Source organism: Fredinandcohnia onubensis, assembly GCF_002734215.1.
Taxonomy (GTDB): Bacteria; Bacillota; Bacilli; order Bacillales; family Bacillaceae_L; genus Ferdinandcohnia; species Ferdinandcohnia onubensis.
In genome coordinates this window covers 97,716-110,141 of record NZ_NSEB01000012.1, presented here as the reverse complement: position 1 = coordinate 110,141, position 12,426 = coordinate 97,716, and the positions used below count along the sequence as shown (strand labels likewise).

The following is a 12,426-nucleotide window of genomic DNA, read 5'->3' as shown; positions in this document are numbered from 1 at the left end:
TGAACAAAAGTTGAGGTATCTATAAAAATGAATGTTGGATTAAGAAACAATGCCGAAAGATGTTATCAACTGGCTGAGAAGAAAGCCGCTCAATATTTTCAAGTACTATATAAAGATATCAATGACAAAAGTTATATTCCAACACTAACAAAAGACTTCAAAGCTTGGAAGCATCAGCATATTCATCCTTCGCCATTTCCTTTTCTGAAAAGGGCAAAAAGGCCATCCGATACAAAGGATTATTATAGTTATATAAGATGGCTAAATTATACTGGGAAATTAAATCATTACCTAGACAGAAGTATTTCATATATATTTATGAGAGATATGGGAAAAGATCTCAGAGCGTCTAATACCCAATCAAGGATTGATAACGTTGTTACTAGTTTGAAAGAACATTTGCTCAAAACAGTATCAAAAGATCAAAATGAAGGAATGGATATTTTTAGTACAACAGGGTTATACAGATGGGGACAAAAGGAAGGTATTGAATCGACGATTATATGGTTGTTGGAAAAATTAAAAACTGTGTCTATTAATATACCAGAAGGAATGGATGGAACCCATGCTCAGAGGAAATTAATCAAAATCATTGCGGGCGTCATCATTAATGAGATTGAGGAAATGGGGGAGGACCTCTCGCCAGAAGCTCGTTCTAATAAATTGAGTACTGCCCTTCGACTAGGCTTTGCCTATGGTCTTACCTATCCATTTATCGATGACCTTTTGGATGCAAAGATATTGACTGACAAAGAACAGCGGCAATATTCCGATATGATACGTACAACACTGCTTACTGAAACTGTACCTGAGTCAGGGAAGTGGACAGGGAAAAATAAGAATTTACTAGAATTTGTACAATCGGAACTTTCAGAAGCCTTCCTGTACATTAAGAATCAGCAACCCGAAGAGAAGTTGCACTCATTTTTTGAACAATCCTATGTCTTTTTTAAATCACAAGAAATCGACCGTGACAAAGTTCTTTCAAATGCAACGTATACGAATGAAGATTTATATGTACCAATAATTATTAAATCATCCTCATCACGTTTGATTGTTCGTTCTTTAATAAATGCGCCCGAAGATGATGGCCATGATAAGCGGATTTTCTGTTATGGGATTTATAATCAACTTGCAGATGATTTTTCGGATATGTTTTCTGACCTGGAGGACAGAGCTGTAACCCCATATACGTATTATTTGACACATCACAAGAAGCGAACCGACTTAGTAAACCCATATGAATTATATTGGGCTGTCATTTCTTATCTGATCCATAACATATACAAATCTGATCCAGAAGCCTGTGAAATCATTTTAAATCGTGCAATTAATGGATTGAAACGATTTAAAAAGCGGGTAGGAAACAAGGTGTATGAAGAAATAATGGAAACATTCGCTTCGGGTAGTCCGGCCTTTAATCTTGTAGTACAGAAAATGGTTCGAAAAGCAGAAGATGTCGATTTCTTTGATAAACTATTACGAGATCATATGGTTACGAACTTAAAAAATGAACAGAAAGAAAAAGAAGAATTTACCGAGCTAGTTGAAGACGTGCGCACAAAGATAAATAACCTTTTATACATCAACCACCATAAAAATGATGTTTCACTAGTAATAAACGCTGCAAATTATAGTCTAGATGGAGGCGGAAAAAGGCTGAGACCGATCGTAACTTGGATGATGGGTGTAAAAGAATATGGGTTAAAAGAAAGCACGATTGCTCCATTGCTGAAGTCATTAGAGTATATGCATACGGCATCTTTAATCTATGATGATCTTCCATCACAGGATAATGCATCCTTTCGACGTGGACAGGAAACGGTCCATCAAGTATATAATACCGCCATTGCGGAATTAACTGGTCTCTTTCTGACTCAAAGGGCAACTTTCGAGCAAGCATCCCTTACTCAGTTTGATGCAGAAGTGGTACTTAAGTTGATTCAATACTCAACCCAAAGTACAGAAGATATGTGCAAAGGGCAAGCAATGGATTTAAATTCTAAGGGCAAACAATTAACACTTGAAGAATTAAATCTTATGTGCCATTTAAAAACTGGTAAAGGCTTTGAGGCTGCTCTCATCATGCCTTCCATACTCTCAAAAGTGAACGAAAGAGAAATAGAAGCTTTAAAAAAGTTTGCTTATCATGCTGGTATAGCCTTTCAAATTAAAGATGATTTACTAGATGTTGAAGGAGCACCCGTATTACTTGGAAAAATGGTTGGAAAGGACGCCATTAACAATCAATCAACATTTGTCACCATCCTAGGTTTAGAGGGTGCTAAAAAGGAAATGTGGGAACATTACTGTAAGGCGATGGAAGTTTTGCAAGATCTTCAACTAAAAACTAGTTTCTTAAAACAAATATTAAATTATTTTGTACATAGAGACCACTAACATGTAAGCCTGCCTTTGGATACTATATGGGTATCAGAGACAGGTGTTTTTTAATTTTCCTAAGGTTCTAGGTAAAAGCACATTTTAGAGGTACAAGTTGAAAGGCGTAAGCCTATGGAATAGGATGCTAGTAGCCTATGAATAAGGAGTGTATAAAAAGATGTATTATTACGACCCAAACGGTCTACCACCATACCACACTGATTTAGACAATTATTACGAATATGAAAGACAGATGGGATCATTCTTCCCGCCATTTGGCGGAGGTTCGATGGGACCACCATTCGGACCACCAAGCCAAGGGCCTGGAGGTGGGCCACCATTTGGACCAGCTGGCCAGGGACAGGGAGGAGGACCACCAACTGCACCACCACCGTCGTTTGTTCCTTCGCAATCTCAACAAGCTCAAGCATTTGCAGTCGATCCAGGGAGCATCAGAGGATGTCTGTTTAGATATACCTATGTATGGTTACGAGGCCCAGGACAATTCTGGTTCTACCCAACTTTTGTTGGCAGAAGATCCGTTTCAGGGTATAGATGGAATGGCTTTAGATGGTTATACTTTGGAATCAGCTTAAGACAAATCCAATCGTTTACGTGTTTTTAAAGGGGCTCAAGTTCTAAAGTAGTACAATTATAGTGGAGAAACATTGTAAATAATAACATACAAAAAAGCAATATAAAAAATCATGTATTAAAAAACAAATATAGTTTAATAGATAGTACCCTTATTAGCAACTTGATGTTACCTATTTACGTCCTGCAAATAAGGGTGCTATTGTTTTACTTAATATTTCTTTAGGGACATTATCTTCGTTTCTGAAATCTTTTTACATTTTTTAGAATTTTCGAATGTTTTTATACCGCCAATCTAAATAAAAACATACGTATTTCTTTTTTACGTATGTTTTTTTTGCCTTTTTACTGATAAATGATTCGCAAATGGACTTTTTTTACATTTATGATCTCTTTTAAAATCATTTCTACCTTTTTTTGGTTTTTACGCATGACTTCATACTACCAAATTCAAAAAATGCATACGCATTTCTTCTTTACGAATGTTTATACTGTTTTTTTACTTATAAATGATACGCAAATGGATTTTTATTACATTTATAGAAAAGGATATTTACATTATTTATAGAATGTATGTTTTAGAGGAGGTAAAGGTTATGACAAATGACATTTTGATAAACAATAAAAAGAGCTGGGACATTGTAGCGCATCATTTTAATGGAAAGGATGCTCTTCCTAGTTATGGTCCGTTTACACAAACAGAGGATGAATTGGGACTACTTGAGAATATATCACTTAGGAGAGTGCTTGATATTGGTTGCGGAAGTGGGCATTCATTAAAATACATGGCAGATAAAGGAGCAGGTGAAATATGGGGAGTAGATTTGTCAGTATCTCAAATAGCAACTGCGAATGAAACACTAAAAGGTTTGAATCCTCACTTATATTGTGCTCCAATGGAGAAGGATATTGGCATACCGAAGGAATATTTTGATCTAGTTTATTCTATTTATGCAATCGGTTGGTCAACAGATTTATCAGCCACTTTTAAATTAATCTATGACTATTTGCTATTTGGTGGTTATTTCCTATTTAGTTGGGATCATCCTTTATATCCTCATTTAAAAAGTGAAAATGGCCGTATTTACCTAGAAGGATCATATCAGAACGAAGGAACAGTTACATACAGTAACTTTAAAGGTGAAAATGCACCGATGGTAATACCAACAAGAAAAATGAGCACGTATATAAATGAATTAATAAAAGCAGGTTTTACGATAGATCAAGTTATAGAAAGTGATATTTCTTCGTCACTAACTTCAATTGAGAATGAGGTATCAGATCGCTATTATTCGTTATACAAAGCACGGAAATTTCCTACAACGATGATCATAAAAGCTCGTAAACTATAAAAGGATGTGGTAAAAATGAACAAAACGAACCAATCTCCAATTAAAAACACAATGGGAGGTGTGTTCATTCACGTTACAGATTTAACAAAATCAGTTGAATGGTACAGCAAGATTTTAGGATTTGAACCAGATTTAAAAAGTGTTCAATCACCGGTTTATAATATTCCAATCAATGGAAGCACGGGTTTAACCTTAGATGACCATGCCTTTGACCCTGCTTTCATCCACAAACCATCGCCAAACCCGATTTTTAATTTTCTAGTTGACGACATTGATGTTGCCTATGATTTTATTAAATCATGTGATATCGAAATCGTAAGGGAAATTGAAAGAGTGGGGGAGAACTTTGCTTGGTTTAATTTCAAAGACCTAGATGGAAATATCATTATGGCTTGTACGGGTTAACAATAACGATTCCTTTTAAGGACATTTTGTCAATTTTCCAAGTACATATCTTATGATGAGGAGTATATATATGGGCTATGTTTCTAGATTAAGAAAATTAATCGGTACTCAACCTATCATAACAGTAGGAGCTACAATTCTTGTAATTAATGATAAAGGAGAGCTTCTTTTTCAGCATCGATCGGACACATTGGATTGGGGATTACCGGGTGGTTCTATGGAACTTGGGGAAACAATTGAAGAAGTTGCAACCCGTGAACTAAAAGAAGAAACAGGACTAATAGCAAATAATTTCAGTTTAATTGGTGTCTTTTCTGGCCCCCGATATTATTTTCGTTATCCAAATGGGGATGAAACTTACAGTGTAATTAGCTTATTTCATGCTTTGAACGTCAGTGGTAATTTAGAAATGAACGATGGAGAAAGTATAAATCTAGAGTTCTTTAACAATGATAATCTCCCTACCAATATCGAAAAAAGAGCAAAGGCGCTAATCGATGAAATAGGAGAACGTTTGTGGGAACTAGAAAGTTCGTTTGAAATTTAGGTTAGAATATATTACTTGCTTAGTAAATGGATTAAAAAAAGTTAGAAAATGCCCAGAAAAGCTCTGGGCATTTTATCACTATTATTCGTAAAGTCCTTCTAATTCATCAATTAATTCGCCAACATAGGCAACTGCTTTGCGGATTGCATCTGGTTGAGACATATCCACACCCGCATATTTCATTAATTCTAGTGGCTTCATTGTACCACCAGCTTTTAATACTTCAATCCAACGATCAACTACAGGTTGACCCTCTTCTTTGATTAACTGTGCTACAGCAGTAGAAGCAGTTAATCCAGCAGAGTACGTATATGGATATAGTCCCATGTAATAATGTGGCTGACGCATCCATGTTAAGCTTGCTGCATCATCAATTTCAACCGCATCTCCCCAGAAAGATTTTAAAACTTCACCTTTAATAGCACTTAAGGCAGGGGCTGTAATTGGTTTTCCAGCTTCAGCTAGTGCATAAACTCGACGTTGATATTCACCCTCAAGTAAATGAGTCACAAAGTTATGATAGTAAGTTCCTAGCAATTGAAGAATCACCCAACGCTTCATTCTCTTATCGTCTGTTTTCGATAATAGATGTTCAGCTAAAAGTAACTCATTCATGGTTGATGGTGCCTCGATAAAGTAAGTAGATGGGCGAGTATTTCCAACTCGTTGATGTCCATTTGCATAGTAAAAATGACCTGCATGCCCAAGTTCGTGAGCTAAAATAAATGCCCCACGCATTGTATCCGTCCATGTAATTAAAATGTAAGGATGAGCACCATAAGGACTGGAACAGAAGGCACCTGTTGATTTCCCAACGTTAGCAGGGAGATCAACCCAACGCTCAGTAAGTCCTTTTTCCATGATGGCACTATATTCAGGACCCATCACCTGTAAAGCCTCAAGAATGGTTGTTGAAGCTTCTTCATAGGTTGTTTTTGGATTAAAATCAGGATCCATTGGTGCTTTTAGATCACTAAAATGCATGTTGTCTATGCCGAGAACGCGTTGTTTCAATTTCGCAAATTTTCTCATATGTGGAGCAAGTTCGGTTTGAATAATATCTAACTGATTATTGTACATATCAAGAGTAACCTGTTGTGGATGCAAGAGCATATGAGTAACAGATTCATAGTTACGTAATTTTGATAATGCCACTTGTTTTTTTACTTCTGTACCATATGCAGCCGCAAACGTATTTTGATATTTTTTCAATGTCTCAGAAAAAGTATTGAATGCATTTCGTCTAATTGTCGGATTTTCAGAAAGCTCGTAGCGATCTTCGAATAGAGCAAAGGAAAGGGGTAGCTCATTTCCTTCCTCATCATTAAATGAAGGGAATGTCATATCAGACGCTTTGCTTCGTTGATAAATCATATATGGTGCATCATGAACCTCACCAAGAGCAGCTAACGCTTCTTCCGTTTCAGGCGAAAGGGTATGTGGTTTTTTATCCAAAATGACGCTTAAATTATTCTGAAATACTTCTAATTCTTTTTCTTCTTTTATGTATTGTTCAATTGTTCCATCCGGTAATGCAAGTGTTTCAGACTCAATAAATGATAGTGCTGCACCAATTGCTGAAAAAAGAGACGAAACTCTTGCTGCATTTCCTTGATTCTCAGGGTTAGTCGCATCCTCATTGAATCGTAGACTCGCATATGTACCTAGTACAACCATACGCTTTTGAAGTTCTTCTTTTGCAAGTAAACAATCTAAGAATGTTTTTGCATCATTTCCTAGTTGCCCTTTAAATTTTGTTACAGTTGATACATCAGACTCAATTGAAGCTAATTCTTGTTCCCATGCTTCAACCGATTGAAACAAATCTTCCAGTTTCCAAGTTTGTTCAACAGGGACCTCTGAACGAGTTAATAGTTTTTCTTTTACCTTTGTCATAAATTTACCCCCTAATTATTTCGGCACTCTAAGTATTATTATATCTGAAATGAGGGGGGATTAAATAGTATTTTCATAAAGTTTTTATGAAAAATTTAAATACATCTGATTATTTAGTTAAAAACCATACCTTTTTACTATACCTACTAGAAATAATTACCATCTAAAGTCCCGCGTCAAATAAGTATCTTAGACTCATGACGATGAACTTATTAGAATGGTAATATATTAGTAATTAATTTGTTTAGTAGTCTAATTAATTATTTATTTCACAAAAATGGAAGCGTATTCTGAAAGCGTTAACTAAATGAATATTCCAAAATCATTCCTTCTATTAACAATTCAATCAAGCAGGAAATGAACTCGAGAATAAATACAAACCCCACAAAAAACGATTTGGGTGGGACGTATTTTTCTATAAATCACACTATTTTTATGTGAAAACTTACATTTATTAGGGAGGAAGAAAAATGGCATCAGTATCGAGGCAAATCAGAAAGTCTTCAAAATTAAGGAAAAAACTTTTAGCAAGTACACTTGCACTCTCACTTGTAGCGCCTACAATTGGTTTTGCAGATGAGCAGGGGTACACAGGGAATGAGGGAGAAGCTACTCCGTATGACGGAAGAGGTGCAATCACAACCTATAAAGTTGAAAAAGCAGAAGGTCAACCAGAAATTGAAGTAGCAACTCAAGATAGAATTCTAAAAATTAGCGATAAGTATTTTAGAGATGCAAATGGAGATCAAAGCTTAGATGTCTACGAAGACTGGAGAAAACCAGTATCAGAACGTGTGGCTGATTTAATTAGTCAAATGAGTCTTGAGCAAAAGGCTGGGTTGATGTATATCGCTACACACACTCCAGAAGCAGATCCAACAGATGGAAATTTTGTAACACCTAAAAATAGTAAAATTGTTACTGATAAAAAATTGCGCCATGTTATTTATCGTTTGTCTCAAAACTTAGGAGATATCGCAAATTATAATAACCAAATGCAAAAATTAGCAGAAGATCTTGAGTTAGGGATTCCAGTTGTTATCACTTCAAATCCTAGAAACTCTGCATCAACAGATTATACAAATATCACCAATTCCCAAGATCAACACACATTCTGGCCTGGAACCTTAGGTTTAGCTGCAGCGAGAGATGTAGAAGCTGTTGGTGAATTCGCCGATATTGCCCGACAAGAATGGCGAGCAGCAGGTATTCGTAAAGTGTATGGATATATGGCCGATGTAGCCACTGATCCACTATGGGCAAGAATTGAAGAAACATTCGGGGAAGATCCAAAAGTTGTTGGAGATATGAACTATGAAATTATCAGAGGTTTCCAAGGTGAAGAACTTGGAAAAGACAGTGTAGCAATCACAGTAAAACATTTCCCTGGTGGCGGAGCTCGTGATGATGGACAAGATCCTCACTTTGAAAACGGTAGCTTTAACATTTATCCGACAGAGGGAAGTATGGAAAAGTATCACATTCCTCCGTTCCAAAGAGCGATTGAAGCAGGAGTTTCATCTGTAATGCCTTATTATGCATATCCAAGTAATGATAGTGCTGACCAGGGGTTACCACCATATGTAAATCAAGAGGATCAGCAATTTGAAGAAGTGGGTATGACATTAAATGAAGGGATAATTCGTTACTTACGTGAAGGACTTGGTTTCAAAGGTTATGTTAACTCTGACTCAGGTGCAGTTGCAGGTAGTGCATGGGGATACAATGATAAAACAGCAGCAGAAAAAGTTGCAAAAGCTGTAAATGCTGGTACCAATATTATCTCAGGTAGTGCAACACCAGAGTACTTAATCGAGGCAGTTAACAAAGGCCTTCTAGACATTGAAAAAGTAGACGAATCATTAACTTATACTCTTTCTGAAATGATGACATTAGGACTGTTTGAAGATCCTTATGTAAATCCTGAAGAAGCGGTTGCTTTGGCAAACGATGAAGAACACAGAGCTTTAGCTTATGAAGCACATCAAAAATCAGTTGTTCTAATGCGAAATGATAAGGTGAAAGGTGAAAACCTATTACCGTTAACAGAAGAGAAATTAGAGAATGTTAAGCTTTATGTTGAAGGATTTGTTGGAGTTGCAGCACCTAGAAGTAATGATAATCCTGAACAATATGTGATTGAGGAATCTAAAAAACAATCTGAAGGATTTACTACAGATTTAAAGCATACTCTTAACGAAAAGTTCCCTAACATTGAAATAGTTGATCGTGTTGAGGAAGCAACACATGCATATGTATATGTAAAACCAACTCAATCGAACTGGGATAATAACCCACGTATTACGGTTGGTCCAGAAACTGGAATATCTGATGTAGACCGAATTGTTGAGATCCAAAAAGCGGTTCCAACGATCACTGCTGTAAACTTTACGAACCAATGGCTAATAAATAAGCTTGAACCAAAAGCAGCTGCATTTATTGGTACTTTTGGTACACAACAAGAAGCAGTATTTGACGTAATCACTGGAGAATTCAATCCGGTTGGTAAACTTCCATTCGCTATACCAGCTAGCGCGAAAGCAGTAGAGCGAGAAGTAGGTGATGTTCCAAGCTTTGCACCTGAAGAATATAAACATTTCACTTATAAGACTAAAGCGGGTGTCAAATACGAATACGGATTTGGACTAACTTACGAACAAGAGAAATCGAATAATGGTAAAAAGAAATAATTAAAAGAGAGCCGACCAAAATTTATATGTTTGGTCGGCTCATATGCTATCTCCCTTATCCAACAAGCAACCGTACCTAAACCTCACCGAAACCAACCTTTTTTCTTAAACCACACAAACATACCAATTCCAATTACAATCATAATTGCTTGAATTACGAAATACCCATATCTATATGTAAGTTCAGGCATATGACTAAAATTCATTCCATAGATGCCGGCAATAAACGTTAGTGGCATAAAGATTGTCGTTATAACAGTTAAGATGCGCATCACTTTATTGGTTTGATGCGAATTTAGCGATAAATAGCTATCGCGAATATCCGCAGTAAGCTCCCGGCTCGCATCAATTTTTTCCGTTAGTCGTAAAAGGTGATCATGGATATCATGAAAATATTCAATTCGATGCTGCAATAGGTCAAGGCGATGTGAGTTAACAATTCGATAAACCAAATCCCGCATTGGTACCACCGTATGCCTTAAGGTAAGTAAATTATGACGCGTATCAAAAAGTTCATCAAGTAGCTCTTCCATCGATTTTTCATTAGAATTGTCTTCAATTTCATTTAAGGTATCTTCAAGTTGGTACACAACTGGAAAATAATTATCAACCAGCTTATCAATGATGTGATACAACACGAGAGAGGGGTCCCAGTTCTCAATCGTTTCAGTAACCATTAATCGATTCCACACATCATTTATTTCACCTAATTCTGATAAATGAAAGGTCACTATATATCCTTCACCTAGAAACATATTGATTTCTTCTTTTTCCAGTGTAAATCGATGAAGACTGTGTGAAACAAAGAACGTATTTTTTTCGTAAAAATCTAATTTAGGTCGTTGCAACACATGGATGCAGTCTTCAATAGCCAGTGGGTGAAATTGTAGTGTTTTTGATAATTCCTCAATTTCCATTTCAGTCGGTCGGTTAAAATCAATCCAATACCATTTACAATCTGTGTTTTTTATTGCTGTAATTGGGATATCAGTTAGACGTTCGTTTTGATGACTAATTGCAAGAATGCGAATCATTAAATAACCTCATTTTTATTGATAAAATCATGTACGTAAAGTATTTTTTTTATAATAACATATAGCTTATTTTTTCCAATTCCTTTAGTATAATGGAGTAATTCAAAACTAAAAAGGGGAAGACAATATGAAATCTAGACCATTTGTGTTAGTAAGTATTGTACTTGCGATGCTTATCAGTGCTATGGATACAACAATCCTCCAGACAACTGCCCCTACGATTGCAGAAACACTAGGTGGATATAAGTTTTATGGGTGGATGTTTGCCATATATGTTTTATTTTCTACTGTTTCCTTACCAATATTCGGGAAACTTGCCGATATTTATGGTAGGAAAAAAATTTTTAGTATTTCTATCATTCTATTTACAATCGGTTCATTACTTTGTGGATTAGCAGACTCGATGGTAGAACTAATCGTATACCGTGGAATCCAGGGCTTAGGGGCTGGTGGAGTATCACCATTAACCATGATTATTGCCGGTGACCTTTATTCAATCGAAAAACGCGGAAAAATTCAGGGGTTCTTCTCAGCCATGTGGGGGGTTGCTGCTGTCATTGCACCGCTTGTCGGGGGCTATTTCGTTGAGACACTTTCATGGCGGTGGATATTTTTTATTAATATTCCAATTGGAATCATTGTTCTTTTATGTTTAATTCCTTACAAAGAAAGCATTACTAAGGATAAAAACCCACTTAATTATCTTAGCGCACTTCTTTTTACTGGAAGTATGCTTGCGTTTTTAATGAACACCATTACAACTGAAAATCTTGTAATCTACAATATAATTGGGATCCTCTTTTTAATTGCATTTATATACGCCGAGAAAAAGTCAGATAAACGATTCATCCCAATTGAAATATTGAAGAATAAGAATATTTCTTGGTTAAATATTAATGGTTTTTTAATCTTTTTAAGTATTTTTGCGTTTTCTAACTATGTACCATTGTTTATGCAGGAAGTTCAAGGGATTTCAATCACAGTTAGTGGACTCGTTCTATTCGGGATGAGTGTTGCCTGGATGCTTGCATCTGTTCCTTCAGGAAACCTCATCTTAAAATATGGATATCGAAAAACAATCTTTTTAGGGAACGGCCTGCTCATACTATCAGCAGTTCTTGCGCTTTTCATGAATAAAGACACAAGTTTCTGGTATATCTTTACGATTTTAACCATTCAGGGTTTTGCATTCGGTATAGTCGTTACGATTGGGACAATTGGATCACAGGAATTGGCAGAAGCTCATCAAAAGGGAATGTCAACAAGTCTTCAATTCTTTGCAAGAAACATTGGAACCACATTTGGGGCAAGTATCATGGGAATGCTTATTACAAGTCAAGTTGATGTAGGAAAGGGAATGCATCATTTGATTCTTTATATGTTAATTACAGTCATTCTTGCAACTGCTATCAGCTTTTTTGTCAGCCAAAAATTATATTCTCACAGACTACAAAACCAATAAAACATCAAAAGCGGATGCTTTTGGTGTTTTTTTTCTATAATAATAATGGATTATATTGTATGAT

Annotated in this window: 9 protein-coding genes; 7 read left to right on the top strand and 2 right to left on the bottom strand. The window is 36.0% G+C overall.

Features of this window, described 5'->3' with window-relative positions; genetic code table 11:
• Nucleotides 1-27 precede the first annotated feature (27 nt).
• The 5 genes from CKK03_RS15110 (at nt 28) to CKK03_RS15090 (ending at nt 5,280) form a co-directional block, all read left to right on the top strand.
• Nucleotides 28-2,400: a polyprenyl synthetase family protein gene (locus tag CKK03_RS15110; RefSeq protein ID WP_099363381.1), complete on the top strand. Its 2,373-nt coding sequence runs from the start codon at nt 28-30 to the stop codon at nt 2,398-2,400.
• Nucleotides 2,401-2,560: 160 nt separating this feature from the next.
• Complete coding sequence (locus CKK03_RS15105) at nt 2,561-3,007, top strand: hypothetical protein (RefSeq protein WP_099363380.1); 447 nt, start codon at nt 2,561-2,563, stop codon at nt 3,005-3,007.
• Nucleotides 3,008-3,572: 565 nt separating this feature from the next.
• Nucleotides 3,573-4,328: a class I SAM-dependent methyltransferase gene (locus tag CKK03_RS15100; protein WP_099363379.1), complete on the top strand. Its 756-nt coding sequence runs from the start codon at nt 3,573-3,575 to the stop codon at nt 4,326-4,328.
• A 15-nt stretch (nt 4,329-4,343) separates the two neighbouring features.
• Nucleotides 4,344-4,733, top strand: a complete 390-nt coding sequence (locus tag CKK03_RS15095; protein ID WP_099363378.1) for a VOC family protein — start codon at nt 4,344-4,346, stop codon at nt 4,731-4,733.
• A 70-nt stretch (nt 4,734-4,803) separates the two neighbouring features.
• Nucleotides 4,804-5,280 carry an NUDIX hydrolase gene (locus CKK03_RS15090; RefSeq protein ID WP_099363377.1) on the top strand — a complete coding sequence of 159 codons (477 nt, stop codon included), beginning with the start codon at nt 4,804-4,806 and terminating at the stop codon, nt 5,278-5,280.
• Between the two features lie 81 nt (nt 5,281-5,361).
• Here the strand turns inward: CKK03_RS15090 and pepF are convergent, their stop codons facing one another.
• On the bottom strand, nt 5,362-7,176 hold the full coding sequence (pepF, locus tag CKK03_RS15085; RefSeq protein WP_099363376.1) for an oligoendopeptidase F: 1,815 nt from the start codon (nt 7,174-7,176) through the stop codon (nt 5,362-5,364).
• A gap of 470 nt (nt 7,177-7,646) precedes the next feature.
• Between pepF and CKK03_RS15080 the strand changes: the two genes are divergently transcribed.
• Nucleotides 7,647-9,866 (top strand): glycoside hydrolase family 3 protein, encoded by a 2,220-nt coding sequence (locus tag CKK03_RS15080; protein ID WP_099363375.1) that lies wholly within the window; start codon nt 7,647-7,649, stop codon nt 9,864-9,866.
• A gap of 83 nt (nt 9,867-9,949) precedes the next feature.
• On the opposite strand, the gene corA is transcribed toward CKK03_RS15080, so the two are convergent.
• The gene (corA, locus tag CKK03_RS15075; protein WP_099363374.1) at nt 9,950-10,900 is read right to left on the bottom strand and encodes a magnesium/cobalt transporter CorA; all 951 of its coding nucleotides are present in this window, start codon (nt 10,898-10,900) and stop codon (nt 9,950-9,952) included.
• Nucleotides 10,901-11,027: 127 nt separating this feature from the next.
• Here corA and CKK03_RS15070 point away from each other — a divergent pair, with 127 nt between their 5' ends.
• A complete protein-coding gene (locus CKK03_RS15070; protein WP_099363373.1) occupies nt 11,028-12,362 on the top strand; it encodes an MDR family MFS transporter in 1,335 nt (444 codons plus the stop codon).
• Nucleotides 12,363-12,426 lie beyond the last annotated feature (64 nt).

Coding starts and splice junctions, on each gene's coding strand:
- CKK03_RS15100 (WP_099363379.1), top strand. CDS start 3,573: ATGACAAATGACATTTTGATAAACAATAAAAAGAGCTGGGACATTGTA.
- CKK03_RS15070 (WP_099363373.1), top strand. CDS start 11,028: ATGAAATCTAGACCATTTGTGTTAGTAAGTATTGTACTTGCGATGCTT.
- corA (WP_099363374.1), bottom strand. CDS start 10,900: ATGATTCGCATTCTTGCAATTAGTCATCAAAACGAACGTCTAACTGAT.
- CKK03_RS15080 (WP_099363375.1), top strand. CDS start 7,647: ATGGCATCAGTATCGAGGCAAATCAGAAAGTCTTCAAAATTAAGGAAA.
- pepF (WP_099363376.1), bottom strand. CDS start 7,176: ATGACAAAGGTAAAAGAAAAACTATTAACTCGTTCAGAGGTCCCTGTT.
- CKK03_RS15105 (WP_099363380.1), top strand. CDS start 2,561: ATGTATTATTACGACCCAAACGGTCTACCACCATACCACACTGATTTA.
- CKK03_RS15095 (WP_099363378.1), top strand. CDS start 4,344: ATGAACAAAACGAACCAATCTCCAATTAAAAACACAATGGGAGGTGTG.
- CKK03_RS15110 (WP_099363381.1), top strand. CDS start 28: ATGAATGTTGGATTAAGAAACAATGCCGAAAGATGTTATCAACTGGCT.
- CKK03_RS15090 (WP_099363377.1), top strand. CDS start 4,804: ATGGGCTATGTTTCTAGATTAAGAAAATTAATCGGTACTCAACCTATC.